The sequence below is a fragment of the Clostridium estertheticum genome (genome assembly GCF_018861295.1).
In the GTDB taxonomy this organism is placed as follows: Bacteria; Bacillota; Clostridia; order Clostridiales; family Clostridiaceae; genus Clostridium_AD; species Clostridium_AD estertheticum_D.
Genome location: NZ_JAHLDM010000043.1, coordinates 1 through 15,824 on the forward strand (window position 1 = coordinate 1; position 15,824 = coordinate 15,824).

Genomic DNA, 15,824 nt, shown 5'->3' on the forward strand with positions numbered 1-15,824 from the left:
GATTATTGGGCAAAAGTGGAAATTGCCTATTATGTGGTACTTATTTGATAATAATTTCACTAGATATAATGAATTAAAACGAAAAGTTAAATGTATTACTAATATGATGCTTACAAAATCTTTAAAAGAATTGAAAGAACATAATCTTATTATTAGAATCCAATATGAAACGATTCATCCTAAAGTTGAATATGCTCTAACAGAAAGAGGTAAAGCGTTACTTCCTGCATTGAATGAATTGTCTATATGGGGTGAAGAACAACTTAAACTTGATAAGTCGAAATCAAATTTTTAAACGCTTCTCATTTACTTTAATACGCAATCTTCTTCTACTACGTCATAAATGAATGCACCATTTTCCATAAACTATTACATTTATATAGGTTGTTAAACATTTTAGATTTTGAACGTATCATTTCATGTGATATCATATTATAAAAAATACAGCACTTGAAAGGACTAAATTTATGGAGAAACAGCAACAAAATTGGCACCCTATCAGTATGCTACCTATGATGTCTACAATGATATCTGGTCAACTAGAAGAAGCTAAAGATCAATATGAAAATCTTTTGAAGGCTCAATCTAAACCATATGTTTTGAATAATGAAATAGTAGAAAGAGTTACTAATGTATTTTCGAAGCAATTAGATTTCATATGTTTATATAAGAATCAAATATCCAAATGGCATAATTAAGAAACCTTAACGACTACACTTGAAACGAACCTTTCTAAATCTCAAGTGCAGCTCCAAGAACTTAGTAAAGTTATAACTAATATTTTAGCTCTATCAGCTGAACTTAGAAATGGAACTATAGAAAAAGTAATGGGAAAAAGTGATCTGGAACTTGGAATGGAATTCTTCAGAAAATAACATCAGTAATATACAACTGAGATAATTTCAATACGTTAAAAAGGACACCTGAGCATTACCTTATCAATTACCACTTGTGGTAAAAGCCTTAGAACCATACATAATAAAGCTCGCATTTTCATCAAATCATCTCCTGGGTCGCTGCAACAGCTTCGAAGAAGATGCATTGACGACTTCAGAAGGAGATTTACCCCTTTGTAGTTCTCTGGAGTAGATAACAATTCTCAATTGTTATCCCCCCACTGAAGTTTTCTATTTGTTAGAATATGTAACTTCCACTTATAGAAGTAGGAAACTTTCCTTCTGAAATGTCGTTAAACCAAAATCTGAATGTAAATCAATCGATATTGTGTTACCTTCGCTTTATTTAATAAAATATTCTTCCCCCAAATCTAAAAACTTCTCCCTTCCTCCATATATATAAGTTAAAACCCTAAAGGAGGAATCAACAATGGACAAAACACAAATAATAGAAAGTCTAATCCCAGGAGCTTTATTATCCTATGAAAAATACAACATCCTACCATCCCTAACCATAGCTCAAGCAATACTGGAAACAGGCTGGCTACAATATGTTAAAGGGAATAACATCTTTGGTATCAAATGGACAGAAGGCTGCGGATATGAAGTTCAAGAATTTAACACTCATGAATTTATAAATGGAGTAAGCACTCCTATGGTATGCAGGTTTAGAAAGTATGATACTCTTGAAGACAGCATACTGGACCATGGAAAGCTTTTAAGCTTTACTAGGTACAAATCTGTGATAACATCTAAAGACTACAAGGAAGCTTGCCAGAACATTTATAACTCCGGCTACTGCACTGATGAGGCGTACCCTGAAAAACTAATAGCTATAATTGAGCAAAATAAGCTTTATGTTTATGACTGCGCTCCTGGATCTGAAAACACAACTTACGAAGATATTAAATATCTACAAAAATGCTTAAACTCTATGAAAATAAGGGATGTAAATAATAATGTTTTAATTGTAGACGGAGCCAGTGGTCCATTAACCATAGGTACTATTAAAAAGCTCCAGCAAATACTTAACCTTTCTATCGATGGTGTATGTGGACCTGAAGTATTAACTGGAGTTAAAACTATTATGGAAAAGCCCTTATGTAGCATTAAGTCTACAGGAGATAAAACAGCTATAAGATATATCCAATGGAGAACTGGCAGCGCTATCGATGGTATTTATGGAAATGAAACTGTAGGCCTTGTTAAAGAATATCAACGAAGCAATAACTTAGTGATTGATGGAATTGTCGGTAACGGTACTTGGCAAAGATTACTCTCTTGAACTTTGCATTAATATATGTAAATATTTATTGTAGTAATTAACTAACTACAAGCTTATTTTATATAACACAAATATCACCAAATAAAAAAAAGATTCCACCAAGTCAAACTTAGTGGAATCTTTTTTTACTATGCTACTTTAATTGTATTTGTATCAGTAGTAACTATTTTAGCATCTTTCTTGCCAGTTAAGTCACCACTAGTTGATAGAAAAATGTTTTTTGCGATAACTAAATCCATAAGGGCATTTACCTCAGCTTCTGTTATAGTAGGTCCCTTATCATCAGCTTTAATGTCATCTACAGTTAACGTAAAATACTTACCCTCAATAGTAGTTAAAAATCTCATAACTAATTTATTCATATAATTTTTCCTCCTTTAAATTGTTAAATTTTGGTTTTTTAAATTTTAAAGTCCTTAAGTAAAGTCCTATTCTGTAACTAAGCTATACTGATCTTGTCTATCTATCCCAACCAATGGATAAGTTTTGATTTTAGAGATAGCTTGTCCTACTGCGAAAATGTCTGCATCCACTGCATTAACTTTTACATTACCTAGGCTTTTTGTTGCAAATTCATCCTTGCCATTGATGTCTATACCTGTTTTCATTGTAAGTTTTAAAACACTTGATACCTTTGTTGATACAACTGCCATGTTTAATCACTCCTTTTATTTTGTTTTCACTTAATATATATGCCCTTGTAAAAATTTCTGCATATTATTTTAAAATAAAAAAATAACCAAAAATATAGCTAACATCACTACACCTTTGGTTACTCTAACCTGATTATGCAAAATTCATTTCTTACCTCCAATTATGATTATACAAACAATTGATATAATTAACTAACTTGTTTTGAGCAAAAAAATAAGAGCTTTATCATTTAGTGATTAAACCCTAGATATATCAATACTTTACGCTTTGCGAGTCCTCCCCCATAGACAACTGATGAAATTTACAGTTTTTTACCCCCACTATGGGTTTTTACATGAATCGTTTCAGTATGCCAACTACCACTACCCAAGGTTACACTCTCAAAAATGCCAATGCTGAATCATGTATTTTATATTAAAACACATAACAATCCAAACAGTTGTTTGTAATATTGTAATAATGTAATATTTACTTTTATTTCTTAATGTTAATTTATTTATTGGTTTTTTAATGTTAAATTTATTAAAAAAGTTAGGAAATCGTTTTTCAAAAAAGACTAATAATTTCAATCCTAAAAAAGCTCCTAATGTATTTAACATAATATCATTAATGTCCATAGATCTTATAATAAAAATCTGAATGATTTCAATTACTAGCGATATTATGGCACTTTCTAGAATTATATGTTTTGTCCTTTTTTCTTTATGATAAAATAATGAAGCACAAAATCCAAAAGGTATATATATAAAAATATTCCCCACGATGTTTACAAAACCATGTACTCCAAATTCAATCATTCCTTTAAAGGGAATGAGATTTATATTTTTTAATGATTCATAAATGTGTTGAGATATATAGGGTAAGGAAAAAGAATAGATGCTTGTTCCAAGTGTTACTGTTACTATAAAAATAAAAGAATACATTAACGCAATCTCTCCTGCTTCAGAATATTTTGTGATTTTAATACCTAAATAATGGCGTTTCTTTATCTCTAAAAGTCTATGTATTATTACAAATGGTATTGAAATTAAAAAAAATGGTGCTAATATCATTAGATTTTGTTTAATATAAATCATCTATTATTCCCCCTGAAAAAGAGTAGTTATCGTCTAAAGAGATGTAATGTTTAGCATATTCTTTACCGTTATAGCAAATCCCAAACGATTAGAATCACTTCGCAACTTACTGCCTTATTTAGTTAATGAATATTATATGAAGAATATTCATTTTTTAATATGTGCATTTTTAAATTTTCTAAATACTTCCACAGAGACCAAAACAAACACTATTAACATGAAAGTGCCATTGAAATAGTGCCTAGATTTTATATTCATTATCCCCACTATAAGTGAAATAATAGCAGATATACTCATTGATATTTTACCTTGATCTTCATTTTCATCTTCTTTTCTCATAATAAATTCCCCCTCATGAACTTTAAATAATCCTTACTTATTTAAGAACTGCACTATTTTACAAATTCGAATTAATTTTAAAATAAATGTACGACTCTATTCCATAAAATCACTATTTTATATAGGTATTTTCATTACTTACGTTGATTCTGATTTCTTCTATTACATTATTAATATGGTAAATTAAATGGTTAGATTAGTCAATATATTTGCAATAAATTCCATGTATCAAAGAATAGATGTTAATTGTGTTCTTAAATCATGCGTGACCTTGGAATATAGGATGAATACATATTTATAAATTATTGTTTGCAATTACAAATATATGCATATTTGCAAGCGCGCATTGTATGTGATCGCAGCGTATGTTATTATTAAAACAATACTTTTCGCTATATGATAATAAGGGGGAAAATCGTGAATGAAAAATAAAAAGGATGAACAAACGGCAATTAGCCTATTTGATACTTTCAAAAGGTTGATTTTGGAAAAGAGTTCGCAAGACAATAGATATTCTAGAATTATAAACGTTTTAAATCTTGCAATTGAACGCATTGAAAAGGGAATCCAAACACCACAACTGGGGGCACGATCAGCATTCCAAAAAATTTGCACACTATGTTTTGTAGACAAAATAAAATTAAATGCAGAAGAAACTGATGCTTTCCAGAAAATAGACCATTTCTCACATTCGAAGGGGATTTGGGAAGAAATGAAGACTATGGGTATCCCAAATGCGTGGTTTAATAATTAAGTTTAACCAAAGGGATCTTATTTTATTGAATCTTGATGGAAGTATAGGCATTATAAATCTGCTAATAAACTCATTAGCAGTTAGTGTCATAACTTATTCATTACCAAGGGATAGGTGCAATATTTCATAAATTGTACCTAAATCATGAAGTTGGTCAGGCGTTTCTTTAAAAAAATATATTTTACTAAAGCCCCATTTATCTGGATTATAGATACAAGTTTGTCCAAGAATTTTATAGTTAGTTTCTAGATCCACTTGTTGTTTCTTAAAAGTAGTTAAACTAACACTTTCAGGTATTGTGCCTGTTATTTCAAGAACGTGTGTACTATCAGAAAAATTTGGCTCCATTTTAGTATATAATGGAATACCGATGTTAATTTGTTGCCAACCAAAAGAATTAAGAATGGAATCATAATACCCGTCAAAGAGAAACTTATTCATGCCAACATTATTATTCCAAATATAAAGAGGAGAATAAGAATTATATAAATTTTTATTTTTATCTTTTTCAGTAATTAAATAAGCCTTAAATTGTAAATCTAAAAATCCATCTGTCTTAAAACCATTATCATTTACCCTTTTTTTAATGATGTTCATATCGTAATCGCTGGGTAGTGTAACTTTATATTGCATACCAATCATAACTATCCCTCATTTCTATTTTATAAGTTTAATTTACTCCTAAGTTAGATATAAGTAAAATAACTATAAATTATCTTAAATATCATTTAAAATGATACACAAGGGGGATAAACATATGGAAATAAATGATTTAGTCATATTCACTAAAGTAGCAGAAGTAGGTTCTATTTCAAAGGCAGCGGAACAATTAGGTTATGTTCAACCAAATATAACTGGTCGATTAAAAATATTAGAGAGCGAATTTAAAAAAACTCTTTTTAGACGAACTAATAAAGGGGTGGACTTGCTTCCCGCTGGAGAGATATTATTTGATTATGCAACAAAGATACTCAATTTAATGGATGAATCAAAAGAAAAAATATTAAATTTGAATCCTTTATTAAAAATAGGTGCTACACAAACAATTACCAAAAACTATCTATCCCATCTGTTAATAAATAATAATCTTAAGTTTTCTATATATACTCGTCCGACTGAAGAACTGTTGTTTTTACTAAAAACGTATAAAATTGATGTCGTGTTAATAAATAAAGAATGGCAAAACAGTAAAATAGAACTATTACATTCTTTCAATGAGAAAATTGGATGGTTAGGATCAAAAGAAATGAAATTAAATAATTTTAGAAACATATCCGTCTTAGTAAATAGAGACAAAGATTGCCCTTATAGGAAAGCTACGCTTAGTTTCCTTGAGAAAGTAAAAAACAACTGGAACGTTATTGAAATAGATTCTCTTGACCTAATCCTATCAATGCTTGAATATGGAGAAGGAATAGCTATCTTTCCCCCAAAAATGTGTACTAATAAAATTATAGAGCATTATGTGGAAGGTCTAACACTAGAAGATGTTAAAATCTACTTGTATAAAAAGAGCGATAATAATAAAGTGAATAATCAAGATTACAAAAAAATTTTCAATTGATCCGGGTAGATTCGGCGTACTGCAATGATTCTTGTAAAAACAGGTCTTGTCACAAATCCCACTCTTTATAATGATATGAGGGAACTATATTAAGTGTATATTAAAATTTTGAATGTAACACAACACCAATTGAATTACATTTAATTTATATTTTATTTGGACAAATGAAAGCAAGATAGGATAGGAAATAACAGTTATATTTTAGTACAATTTATACATGGAGGCGAGGAAATGAATTTTATTCGAAACTTGCAGAAGGCAATCGATTATATGGAGGATCATATATTAGAACCGATTACCTATGAAGATGTTGCAAGGTATGTCTACATGTCAAGCTATCATTTTCATAGGACATTCAGTTTATTGACTGGTATTACAGCAAATGAGTATATTAGGAATAGAAGATTGTCAATGGCGGGTCAGGAACTCTCTATATCTGATGCAAAGGTAATTGATATTGCTTTAAAATATGCTTATGATTCACCAGAAAGTTTTACAAAGGCATTTGCCAGATTCCATGGTATTACGCCTAATGTAGCTAGGCGTGCAGGTGTAAAATTAAAATCTTTTAATCGCCTTCTCATTAAAATAAAATTGGAAGGTGGTACGGTTGTGGACTATAGAATCGAAAAACGAGAAGCATTTAAATTATTGGCTAAGGTTGCAAAATTCAGAAATGAAACAATTTCAGAAGAGGGGAATACTGAAATTCCGGACTTTTGGAAAGAATGTGGTGAAAATGGTACGTTTAATGCTTTGAAACAAAACACTTGCAAGTGTGATATTTATGGTGCTTGTGCACCAATTTCAAAAGAAAGTACGCACTTTGATTATGGCATTGGTATGGAATTTTGTGGTGGTAATGTACCGGAGGGGTATACCATATGGGATGTAAAACCTACATTATGGGCCGTATTTAAATGTATTGGTGAAAATGGGGATTGCATAGTTAAAAAATGGAAGGAAATCTTTTCAGAATTTCTTCCCGGTTCAGATTATAACATGATTGATGATACTGATTTTGAATTGTATTCAGATGATATTAGAGCCGATTGTTTTTGTGAAATATGGATTCCTGTTGAGAAAAAGGCATATTAATAATTTATAACGTTTACCATATGTCGGCAATTCTACATGGTATTTCATCTGAAGGTTGTGATATAAATAAAGATATCGTATCTTTATTAGCTCCGATATACAGAGAACGGCGGTTTTGTTTTTCAAAACCGCCGTTCTCTGTATATCTTTTTATGGCATAACGAACCCCGCCGAACAATGTTTTTTTTACGCTTGTACGGCGGGTCTTTTGCCGTATTTTATTGTGGTACAACTTCGGGCCAACTTGGCCCGAAGTTAAATCGCCTTTCGGGACGATTGCGAATCACTTAAATTAGTTGTTTTTTGAATTAATTCATGTCATCCCGAAGCGTGTCAATAATATTTTCTTTTTTTAACTTGCTAATGGAATACAGCATTGTAATAAACACTACAAAGAATACGCTGAACACGCTGATTGCCATACTGCCCCACGGGAATACAAAATTGGTATTGTCCGCCCCGTCGACCATCCCTTTGTAAATCAGCCAAGAAGAGATTAGCGATATGGGAAGCCCAAAGAGCAAAGCCTTCATACCATAAAAGACACACTCGAAATTCATCATCTTTTGGAAATCGCGGTCAGACATCCCCACAGAGCGGAGCATGGCAAGCTCTCGCCGGCGCAGCTTGATATTAGTGGAAATCGTGTTGAACACATTAGCAACCGCAATCAGCGAAATCATAATGATAAAAGTATAAGCGAACACATTGGCAATGAATACGTAATTGCGGCTATCATCAAGCGCTTTATTCATATTGTACAGTTTATAATTGGATTTAATTCCTGCACTCTTAATCATCTTTTCCATATCAGCCACCGATTTCGAGGAATCCTTTGACCTAAAGGTCAAGCCCTTATTAACCACATGGGCATCGGAGGTTTCAAACTTCTCTTTGAGTGAATAGGGGACCATTACCCTAAAAAAGAACGGATTCTTCGATCCTGAGGTTCCTTCGATCATGGTTGTATCAGGTGGCACGGTATTGACAAACGTAATGCTTACGTTTCGCCCCTGCTTTATCTTCGGCTTGCCATTTATTTCGGGAGCGATGGTAAAATTATTGGAAGAACTCTTGAACATATCATTAAACTTGTCAACTTCCTGATTGCCTTTCATTTGGTTTGTCATTTTGGCAACGGCTATCATTTTCGCATTTTGCCCGGTATATTCCTCTGCGTGTAAGCCCAAGCCTTTGATAATATTCAGATATGCGCTGTCATCAAGAAACTGGATTTCCATTGGCAGATTAACCGTTTTGTCCGGAAAATTATAACACGCGTATTTCCGGTAGCGGTCTGAAAAGTTGCTTGCTTTAACCGCGCATGAATACTTCATAAGCGCTTGATACGAGCTTTCGTAAACACCGTCGGCGGTTTTTAGTTTGTCATAAAGCGGCAACATTTTGCTATCGTCTATGTCCTGCGTGACCAAACCGATGTCATAGGTAGTAAACACTACTGCCCGCTTTGACGCCTGTTTCAGATACGTTACAAAAGCACTGGTCGATATAAACAGCACTACGCTTAAAACAAGTGATAGCACAATGCTGCGATAGCGTTTCTTGTTTCTTTTAAAATTCCTTAACGCAAGGGTTCCCTCCAAACCGTAAATACGCTGCGCCAGTTTTGACGTTTTCACGGCTTTGGATTCAACTTTGATCTCGTTTGTCTGGCGAATACTCTCCATAACGGGAGTGCTTGCGGCCTTCTTGGCCGGGATATAGGCCGAAATCAGAATCGTAACCATGCTGACCGCCGCCGCAACGACAATTACGGGGATGGACACTGTCAAGGTTAAAGGTACGTTGCTATACATAATGCTCCCGAAATTCCCGGCGACAACAGAAATCACAAGCCTGATACTGCCTATGCCGACAATAACTCCAATAGGTATGCCGACTGCACCAATGCAAAGTCCCTCAAACAGCACCGAATTTCGCAGCTGCCTCGCTGTGGCTCCCACCGACGAGAGAATCCCGAACTGGTGTGTGCGTTCGTTCATCGATATGTTGAACGAATTATAAATCAGAAATATTGAGCCTATCATTATTAAGAGAACCAAAATACCGCCAATCGAGTACAAAATCGTGTTGAACAACTTATCCTCTGAAGGACCCATGAAGCGCAACACATTATCGTTAAAGACATAGCTATGGCTTCCCGCTGTGATGCTTGCGTAAGCGTGAACACCACGCGGGTTTTTAAGCTTGACAAATAAGTTTAAGCTGTCCGCTTTGTCTTGTGCATCGGCTTTCGTTATCAAGGTGTATCCCGGCGCGGAATATTCCTCAAAGCCGGGTCTTTGGCAAATACCGACAACCGTGTAAGTTCTCGTGGCTTTTGGCATAAGAGTTTCTTTCCCTGAAATGTAAGGGGAGTGTTGACCGAGGTTTTTGTTGCCATTCATGCGGCTTCCGACAGCAAGTGAAAGTTTGTCACCCTCCGCGAATTTAACGCCGCCGTTTGCTTCGACGCTCATCGAAACAAGAATCTCCCCACTGTTTTTCGGCAATCTACCTGAAACCAGGGTTATGGGCAAGGTATCAAAGGCTTCCTTGCTAAATCCGGCTATAGAAAGATACGGTTTGTTGGGGTTTTTCCCTCCCTCAAGTTTTGCGTAACCGATATTTTCAAATGTTGCGGTGTTGTAAGCTTCATTGTCGAGAGTTCGTTCCTGTGCGAAAGAGGAATCAACATTCAAATACTCCACGTGCCAATCGCCGTATTTCTGGGCCGCGCCGTTTGCCAGATAGTTCAGCAGCGAAACTCCAAAGGTGGCTACGGCAGTGATCATGGCAGCGGACAGAACAACTCCGATAATCGTGACAATTGTCCGTGTGCGGCTCTTTTTCATGCCTTGCAGAGTAACTTTGTTAAAAATGTTCATGGTCTCACCCTCTCGTCTCGCACGACTTTGCCATCTGATATGCCGATAATGCGGTCTGCTTGCAGGGCGATATTTTCGTCATGCGTGACGAGGAGCAGGGTCTGACTATATTTTTTATTGCTTTCTTTCAGCAGCTTGATGATTTCATGTCCATTTCGGCTGTCCAAACTGCCCGTGGGTTCATCGGCAAGCATGACCGCGGGGGCGTTCATCAAAGCGCGTCCTATAGAAACGCGCTGTTGCTGACCGCCCGAAAGCTGATTGGGTAAATGCGTTTTGCGGTCTTTTAGACCAAGTAGTTCGAGCAAGTCATTCAGGCGTTCCTCGTTGACCTTGCGCTTGTCCATCAGGATAGGCAAGGTGATGTTTTCCACCACATTCAGTGTGGGAATTAGGTTGTGAAACTGGTAAATAAGTCCGACCTGCCGCCTGCGGAAGATGGCGAGTTTTTCATTGTTTTTGGCATATACATCCTGCCCGTCCAAATACACCTTTCCGCTTGTTGGCACGTCTACGCCACCGATGATGTGAAGCAATGTGGATTTGCCGGAGCCTGATGATCCTATGATTGCAGTAAACTCCCCTTTTTCGATTGTAAGCGAAATATGGTCAAGCGCGGTAACTTGGTTTTCGCCTTTGCCGTAGATCTTGCATAAATTTTCAATTTTTAAAAAATCCATTATGTGAGTCTCCTTTCTCATGGTTTACCCATATAATAGCACCTTCAACTTACATCTATGTGACTTTTGTGTGAGAGATTAGTCACTTTGGAAAACGAATTGCAAAAATTGCGCCGCCCTGCTGGTGATTTTTTGCGGTAATCGTCCCTCCCTGTTGAGTTATAATCATCTTGCAGAGAGAAAGTCCAATCCCGTATCCTGTAGCGTTTGGGTTTTTACCACGATAAAACCTGTCAAACAGGCAGGTTAAATCTTCTTTTCCAAAGCCAGCGCCGCTGTCGTGGATGGCAATCTCGGTAAACAGTAGGTTGTCCGTGCAGACAATTTCAATCTTCCCGTTCTCGCCTACGCTCTCCATGCAATTTTTGAGGATGTTTTGAATTGCTTCCGAAAGCCAACTTGAATCGCCATTAATAATCATCCCTTTCGGTGCATCTATTTTAAAATCAATATCGTGCAGTTCCATTGGGATTAGAAACGGGCGAAGCGCGGCGCATATTAAGGTGTTTACATCTATCTGCTCGCTTTTAAGCACCACAATGCCAGCGTCCAAGCGGGATAATTTCAATAGGGAAGTAATCAGCCAATCCATCCGCAAAAGCAATTCCTCTGTTTCCCGCACAAATGCTTTCCGCTGGTTTTCATCAGGGTTATTCGCAAGCAATGACAGAATAAGGTTCACGGATGTGAGCGGGGTTCGGAGTTGATGGGCTATGTCGGCCAAGGAACCTGCAAGATGTTCTTTTTCTTTTTTCAGCACGTCGTTTTGCTCCCGAATGCGCAACGTCATTTTTGTTATCTCGCTGTGCAAAATGGAAAGTTCGCCCTCGTCCGATTCACCAATATACAAATGGTCGACATTATGAAGCACAAGATCGATTTGATCTGAAATTTGCGCAATGCTTTTGTATCGAGCTTTGGTAAATGCGAAAAACGCTGTGCCAAAGGCGGCGGCAGAAGCAATGGCAAGGATTCCCGCCAACCTATTTATTTCAAATCCCAGTATTACAACTACGGCGGCCATTAAGGAGAACAAAATGACAAACTGCTGAAACTCTCTATTCCGAAGCATACTCGCCCCCCAATCTATACCCCGTCCCGCGAACGGTCAGAATTATTTGCGGGCTTGCTGGGTTGTTCTCTATCTTCTCCCGCAAGCGTTTAATATACACGGTTAATGTATTATCATTGACAAACTCGCCCGCCGCGTCCCACAATTCGTCAAGTAGCCGGCCCCTTGTGATAATATTTTTGGGGCTTCCGATAAACACCAGCAATAAGCGGTATTCTAATGCTGAAAGGAAAACCTCGTTGCCGTCTTTTTTCACAACGCCGCTTGCCGTATCGACATAAAGCTCGCGAATTTTAAAAGCCGACCCAGAACGCCCGCTTTTTCGCAGGGCGGTTCCAATTCGCGCAATCAATTCACGCGGACGAAAAGGCTTGGTGATATAGTCGTCCGCGCCCATGTTCAGTCCGGTAACAACACTTGCTTCATCACCGGAAGCCGTCAGAAAGATAACGGGAACGTCTTGCGTTTCTTTGATTTCCGTGCAAACCGTAAAACCATTTCCATCAGGCAAAGAAATATCAATCAACGCCAAGTCAAATTTATTCACGGCAAGTGCGGCAATGGCTTCACTTCGCGTAGGGGCGTGAGTGACTGTAAATCCCTCCGAGCGGAGCAAAAGCATAAGGTTTCTAGCGATTGCCTTATCGTCTTCAACCAAAAATATACGTTTCATTTATTTTCACCATCCTTTACTCTACTGCTCATATATCGTTCATCAGCCGGTTTTTCAGTGTCATCATGGACAATCAACGTATTTCCCGTTTTTTTAGCTCCATTAATCCACCCGGAAGAGCAATGGTAGACTACCATTCTGTCTGTGATTCCCCAAATTTTCGGTGCTTCTTTTGTCGTTATATAATTCACGCATAACACCTCCATAACACTATTGTATTTATTTTGACGGAAATTTACAAGCTGAGGTATAAAACAAAAAAATATAGGTATACGTGCCAGTTAGTTGATAAAGCTTGATATACAGGATGTAACACAATATCAATTGAGTTACATTCACATTGAGGATATTGCTCATTTATAAAAACTTTAAATTTAATAAATTTATGGTAATTATGGTATAATTAAATGTATATGGGGTAATTTAGATGGTTACAAAATATATAAGTATAAAGCGAGTAATTATAATAAATACTGTTCTTATTCTATTTTCTGCAATTTTTGCGATTATTTTTCAGGCACTTCTGCCCACTTCAGTAGATATTGCGCAGTTTGATAGTGTTTTTGTTAAATGGTTTGGGTTTCCAGCCGTAGCAACATTTTATTTCATTCTGCTATTTGCACAATGTGCGATGGTGGTAAGATACATAGGCGTGAGAGCAGATGTGCCTAAATTACAAGTAGGGATTAGACTTTGAATAGCCCTTGCAATGATTTACTTATTGGGAATGCATAGAAACCATTGCTATTATTGCTATTGCTATTGCTATTTTTGTGGAGAGAACAATTGTTTATGAAAGCGGTCTTATAACTAGTGACAGTGCTACATATCCAGTTCCGTGCTATGTATGGACAGGTTTGTTTGGAATACTGATGGGTTATATTTATGTGTTTTTGTATCCGTTATTAGTATTCGAAAAAAAGCAGGGTGGTATAGGTATACTATTAAGGTTCATAGCAACTATAGGTGGAAATTGGATGATTTTTAATAGCTTTGTTGGTTTAATAATGAAAGGTGATATGCCTCAAATGTTATTACGGAGTGGATTAGATGTTGTGGTGTTGTTTTTGGCTTCAGCAGTAGCAAATAAAGATTAAACATAATATTATTTGAAATGCTACATAAAAATACCGTAAAATTATATATTAATAATACGGTATTTTTTATTAGTATTAGTATAACTACACTTTATAGAAATCTTCACTAAAATCTCCCTTTTCTTAATTTCTTATATTTTAGCTGTTTCTATGCCCGAAACACGCGTTCCATTAATAAAATATGTGTATGATTTATAAAATAGTTGACTCAGTTTGCCAAGCAGGAAGTTTAGCCATCATTGATTCCGCAGCAGAATTTGCTGCTTTTGTATCTAGTCCCTGCGTTTTAACAATAAAGTTAGTTAAAGAATTCAATTTTTCATCATAGGATTGCATTGTTCCATCAGGACGGCAGCAGTATATACAATATTCCTTTTCTGAATCCCCCATAGCAAAATCTTCTGGGCTTTTCATAGGCATTCCACACGCAATACATTGTTTCATTTTATTTCCTCCTTTTATATTTTTTATTTTGTAATTAGGTTGATGTAATGTTGTAATAGTTCATGACGGTATTGCTTTAAAACGGAACCATTAGGCGAAAATAAATCACCATTGGTTATGTAATAATGAATTAATCCTATCCATGTATTATAAATTAGATGTATAGGCACTTTACGAATTGTACCTTGCTTAATCTCTTTTTCCGCAGCTATACTAATATGAAACGAGATAGTAGATTGAATCATAATATAAGTATTACGAACACTTTCAGGTAGTAGACGTCTTTCAATAATCAATCTTGTGTAAAATGGTTCAAATTCAATTAACCCTTCTATGTGGGCTTCTAAAACTTCAAATAAACTACTGTTTGTATCAACCAATTCGTGAAGTCTCTGTGTGATTCTGTTTCCAAATTCCTCGATTACAGATATTAATAATTCTTCTTGGGTTGAAAAGTGTGCAAACACTGTTCCGTGTGAAACCTTTGCAGCTTTGGCAATATCAGCAGTCGGGGTCGTTATTATCCCGTTTTCACCAAACTGTTTAATTGCTATTTCTATCAAATGTTTTTTAGTTAGTTTTTTTTGTTTTTGCCTTTTAGTTTCTACTATTACACTAACCTCCTCATGATTGACTTGACACTCAATGACTTAATACTCATTATACTTGCGGATATATTTTTCGTCAATAGTTATTTTTACTTAAAATTTGTAAAGTATTGTTATATAACATTAATATCAAATTTTAATTTTGGGATTTCTATATTCTTATCAATACTGTACTTTCCAAATCTATTAATGTGACTCGTCATATATGGAGCTAATGAAGATACGATTTCTTTATTTATATCATAACCTTCAGATGAAAGACCATGTAGAATCTCCGACATACGGTAAACGTTGTAAAATACAATAGTATTAGCAACTAAATGATTATACTTTATCCTTTTTCGTTGGTCTTCTCTGTTATTTGACGTAATGACTCCATCACTACTAAAATTTATCCACTTCGTAAATCCGTTAAAGGATTCATTCTTATTTGAGGTTTCTTGAATAATTCTTCTTGAATCGATATCTGATATATATTTTAAAAGGAATCCAGTTCTTAAAGCTTTTCTAAGCTCACTAAATGCTTGATATAACTTGCTTTTTCTACTGTAACTTCCAAGCTTATGTAGTATAGTAGAAGGTGTTATCCTTCCCATTTTTATTGAAAGAGCAACTCTAAAACTGTAAGAGATTATGTGATTATTACAGAAAAGAAAACAGGTAAAACAAAGAAGTTTACTTACAGTCTAATTTAGG

21 protein-coding genes are annotated in these 15,824 nt (G+C 35.4%); 8 read left to right on the forward strand and 13 right to left on the reverse strand.

All coding sequences use genetic code 11. The features are described 5' to 3' along the window. The 3 genes from KPL54_RS24485 to KPL54_RS24495 all read left to right on the forward strand — a co-directional run. Window positions 1-295, forward strand: a 295-nt coding sequence (locus tag KPL54_RS24485) for a winged helix-turn-helix transcriptional regulator (RefSeq protein ID WP_216109117.1), incomplete at its 5' end; no start/stop codon positions are given. A 172-nt stretch (window positions 296-467) separates the two neighbouring features. Continuing rightward, window positions 468-698, forward strand: a complete 231-nt coding sequence (locus KPL54_RS24490) for a hypothetical protein (protein ID WP_216109118.1) — start codon at window positions 468-470, stop codon at window positions 696-698. Window positions 699-1,326: 628 nt separating this feature from the next. Further along, complete coding sequence (locus KPL54_RS24495; RefSeq protein WP_216109148.1) at window positions 1,327-2,181, forward strand: glucosaminidase domain-containing protein; 855 nt, start codon at window positions 1,327-1,329, stop codon at window positions 2,179-2,181. A gap of 128 nt (window positions 2,182-2,309) precedes the next feature. On the opposite strand, the gene KPL54_RS24500 is transcribed toward KPL54_RS24495, so the two are convergent. The 4 genes from KPL54_RS24500 to KPL54_RS24515 all read right to left on the reverse strand — a co-directional run bounded on the left by KPL54_RS24500 (window position 2,310) and on the right by KPL54_RS24515 (window position 4,250). Continuing rightward, the gene (locus KPL54_RS24500; protein WP_226167619.1) at window positions 2,310-2,543 is read right to left on the reverse strand and encodes a DUF2922 domain-containing protein; all 234 of its coding nucleotides are present in this window, start codon (window positions 2,541-2,543) and stop codon (window positions 2,310-2,312) included. Between the two features lie 66 nt (window positions 2,544-2,609). Beyond that, a complete protein-coding gene (locus KPL54_RS24505) occupies window positions 2,610-2,834 on the reverse strand; it encodes a DUF1659 domain-containing protein (RefSeq protein WP_216109119.1) in 225 nt (74 codons plus the stop codon). A gap of 381 nt (window positions 2,835-3,215) precedes the next feature. Beyond that, window positions 3,216-3,911: a VanZ family protein gene (locus KPL54_RS24510; RefSeq protein WP_216109120.1), complete on the reverse strand. Its 696-nt coding sequence runs from the start codon at window positions 3,909-3,911 to the stop codon at window positions 3,216-3,218. A gap of 147 nt (window positions 3,912-4,058) precedes the next feature. Further along, window positions 4,059-4,250 carry a hypothetical protein gene (locus KPL54_RS24515; RefSeq protein ID WP_216109121.1) on the reverse strand — a complete coding sequence of 64 codons (192 nt, stop codon included), beginning with the start codon at window positions 4,248-4,250 and terminating at the stop codon, window positions 4,059-4,061. A 421-nt stretch (window positions 4,251-4,671) separates the two neighbouring features. Between KPL54_RS24515 and KPL54_RS24520 the strand changes: the two genes are divergently transcribed. Next, a complete protein-coding gene (locus KPL54_RS24520; protein WP_216109122.1) occupies window positions 4,672-5,004 on the forward strand; it encodes a bacteriocin immunity protein in 333 nt (110 codons plus the stop codon). Window positions 5,005-5,097: 93 nt separating this feature from the next. Here KPL54_RS24520 and KPL54_RS24525 read toward each other — a convergent pair whose 3' ends face one another. Next, the gene (locus KPL54_RS24525; protein ID WP_216109123.1) at window positions 5,098-5,646 is read right to left on the reverse strand and encodes a DUF4865 family protein; all 549 of its coding nucleotides are present in this window, start codon (window positions 5,644-5,646) and stop codon (window positions 5,098-5,100) included. A 115-nt stretch (window positions 5,647-5,761) separates the two neighbouring features. Here KPL54_RS24525 and KPL54_RS24530 point away from each other — a divergent pair, with 115 nt between their 5' ends. Both KPL54_RS24530 and KPL54_RS24535 read left to right on the forward strand, forming a co-directional pair. Further along, window positions 5,762-6,568: a LysR family transcriptional regulator gene (locus KPL54_RS24530; RefSeq protein WP_216109124.1), complete on the forward strand. Its 807-nt coding sequence runs from the start codon at window positions 5,762-5,764 to the stop codon at window positions 6,566-6,568. Window positions 6,569-6,799: 231 nt separating this feature from the next. Further along, a complete protein-coding gene (locus KPL54_RS24535; protein WP_216109125.1) occupies window positions 6,800-7,666 on the forward strand; it encodes an AraC family transcriptional regulator in 867 nt (288 codons plus the stop codon). 308 nt (window positions 7,667-7,974) lie between these two features. On the opposite strand, the gene KPL54_RS24540 is transcribed toward KPL54_RS24535, so the two are convergent. From KPL54_RS24540 to KPL54_RS24560, 5 genes are all read right to left on the reverse strand, one after another. After that, window positions 7,975-10,554, reverse strand: coding sequence for an FtsX-like permease family protein (locus tag KPL54_RS24540; RefSeq protein WP_216109126.1), 2,580 nt, complete (start codon window positions 10,552-10,554; stop codon window positions 7,975-7,977). Continuing rightward, on the reverse strand, window positions 10,551-11,234 hold the full coding sequence (locus tag KPL54_RS24545; protein ID WP_216109127.1) for an ABC transporter ATP-binding protein: 684 nt from the start codon (window positions 11,232-11,234) through the stop codon (window positions 10,551-10,553). Before KPL54_RS24545 ends, KPL54_RS24540 begins: the two co-directional genes overlap by 4 nt. An 82-nt stretch (window positions 11,235-11,316) precedes the next feature. Beyond that, window positions 11,317-12,306, reverse strand: coding sequence for a sensor histidine kinase (locus KPL54_RS24550; protein ID WP_216109128.1), 990 nt, complete (start codon window positions 12,304-12,306; stop codon window positions 11,317-11,319). Continuing rightward, window positions 12,293-12,979: a response regulator transcription factor gene (locus KPL54_RS24555; protein ID WP_216109129.1), complete on the reverse strand. Its 687-nt coding sequence runs from the start codon at window positions 12,977-12,979 to the stop codon at window positions 12,293-12,295. The genes KPL54_RS24550 and KPL54_RS24555 overlap by 14 nt, the downstream gene beginning before the upstream one ends. Further along, entirely contained in the window at window positions 12,976-13,170 is a 195-nt protein-coding gene (locus tag KPL54_RS24560; RefSeq protein WP_216109130.1) for a DNA-binding protein, read from the reverse strand. The genes KPL54_RS24555 and KPL54_RS24560 overlap by 4 nt, the downstream gene beginning before the upstream one ends. Window positions 13,171-13,406: 236 nt before the next feature. On the opposite strand from KPL54_RS24560, the gene KPL54_RS24565 reads away from it, so the two are divergent. Then, window positions 13,407-13,676, forward strand: coding sequence for a hypothetical protein (locus tag KPL54_RS24565; RefSeq protein ID WP_216109131.1), 270 nt, complete (start codon window positions 13,407-13,409; stop codon window positions 13,674-13,676). Between the two features lie 76 nt (window positions 13,677-13,752). Beyond that, on the forward strand, window positions 13,753-14,076 hold the full coding sequence (locus KPL54_RS24570) for a hypothetical protein (protein WP_216109132.1): 324 nt from the start codon (window positions 13,753-13,755) through the stop codon (window positions 14,074-14,076). A gap of 192 nt (window positions 14,077-14,268) precedes the next feature. On the opposite strand, the gene KPL54_RS24575 is transcribed toward KPL54_RS24570, so the two are convergent. The 3 genes from KPL54_RS24575 to KPL54_RS24585 all read right to left on the reverse strand — a co-directional run bounded on the left by KPL54_RS24575 (window position 14,269) and on the right by KPL54_RS24585 (window position 15,763). Further along, window positions 14,269-14,520 carry a zinc ribbon domain-containing protein gene (locus KPL54_RS24575; protein WP_216109133.1) on the reverse strand — a complete coding sequence of 84 codons (252 nt, stop codon included), beginning with the start codon at window positions 14,518-14,520 and terminating at the stop codon, window positions 14,269-14,271. A gap of 23 nt (window positions 14,521-14,543) precedes the next feature. Beyond that, entirely contained in the window at window positions 14,544-15,083 is a 540-nt protein-coding gene (locus KPL54_RS24580; RefSeq protein WP_253203771.1) for a TetR/AcrR family transcriptional regulator, read from the reverse strand. Window positions 15,084-15,241: 158 nt separating this feature from the next. Then, the gene (locus tag KPL54_RS24585) at window positions 15,242-15,763 is read right to left on the reverse strand and encodes a Tn3 family transposase (protein ID WP_309245417.1); all 522 of its coding nucleotides are present in this window, start codon (window positions 15,761-15,763) and stop codon (window positions 15,242-15,244) included. Window positions 15,764-15,824 lie beyond the last annotated feature (61 nt).

What these genes read in the sequence shown, in the direction of transcription:
- KPL54_RS24550 (WP_216109128.1), bottom strand. Translation starts at nt 12,306, where the DNA reads ATGCTTCGGAATAGAGAGTTTCAGCAGTTTGTCATTTTGTTCTCCTTA.
- KPL54_RS24555 (WP_216109129.1), bottom strand. Translation starts at nt 12,979, where the DNA reads ATGAAACGTATATTTTTGGTTGAAGACGATAAGGCAATCGCTAGAAAC.
- KPL54_RS24545 (WP_216109127.1), bottom strand. Translation starts at nt 11,234, where the DNA reads ATGGATTTTTTAAAAATTGAAAATTTATGCAAGATCTACGGCAAAGGC.
- KPL54_RS24530 (WP_216109124.1), top strand. Translation starts at nt 5,762, where the DNA reads ATGGAAATAAATGATTTAGTCATATTCACTAAAGTAGCAGAAGTAGGT.
- KPL54_RS24490 (WP_216109118.1), top strand. Translation starts at nt 468, where the DNA reads ATGGAGAAACAGCAACAAAATTGGCACCCTATCAGTATGCTACCTATG.
- KPL54_RS24510 (WP_216109120.1), bottom strand. Translation starts at nt 3,911, where the DNA reads ATGATTTATATTAAACAAAATCTAATGATATTAGCACCATTTTTTTTA.
- KPL54_RS24565 (WP_216109131.1), top strand. Translation starts at nt 13,407, where the DNA reads ATGGTTACAAAATATATAAGTATAAAGCGAGTAATTATAATAAATACT.
- KPL54_RS24525 (WP_216109123.1), bottom strand. Translation starts at nt 5,646, where the DNA reads ATGATTGGTATGCAATATAAAGTTACACTACCCAGCGATTACGATATG.
- KPL54_RS24500 (WP_226167619.1), bottom strand. Translation starts at nt 2,543, where the DNA reads ATGAATAAATTAGTTATGAGATTTTTAACTACTATTGAGGGTAAGTAT.
- KPL54_RS24515 (WP_216109121.1), bottom strand. Translation starts at nt 4,250, where the DNA reads ATGAGAAAAGAAGATGAAAATGAAGATCAAGGTAAAATATCAATGAGT.
- KPL54_RS24540 (WP_216109126.1), bottom strand. Translation starts at nt 10,554, where the DNA reads ATGAACATTTTTAACAAAGTTACTCTGCAAGGCATGAAAAAGAGCCGC.
- KPL54_RS24520 (WP_216109122.1), top strand. Translation starts at nt 4,672, where the DNA reads ATGAAAAATAAAAAGGATGAACAAACGGCAATTAGCCTATTTGATACT.
- KPL54_RS24575 (WP_216109133.1), bottom strand. Translation starts at nt 14,520, where the DNA reads ATGAAACAATGTATTGCGTGTGGAATGCCTATGAAAAGCCCAGAAGAT.
- KPL54_RS24535 (WP_216109125.1), top strand. Translation starts at nt 6,800, where the DNA reads ATGAATTTTATTCGAAACTTGCAGAAGGCAATCGATTATATGGAGGAT.
- KPL54_RS24505 (WP_216109119.1), bottom strand. Translation starts at nt 2,834, where the DNA reads ATGGCAGTTGTATCAACAAAGGTATCAAGTGTTTTAAAACTTACAATG.
- KPL54_RS24495 (WP_216109148.1), top strand. Translation starts at nt 1,327, where the DNA reads ATGGACAAAACACAAATAATAGAAAGTCTAATCCCAGGAGCTTTATTA.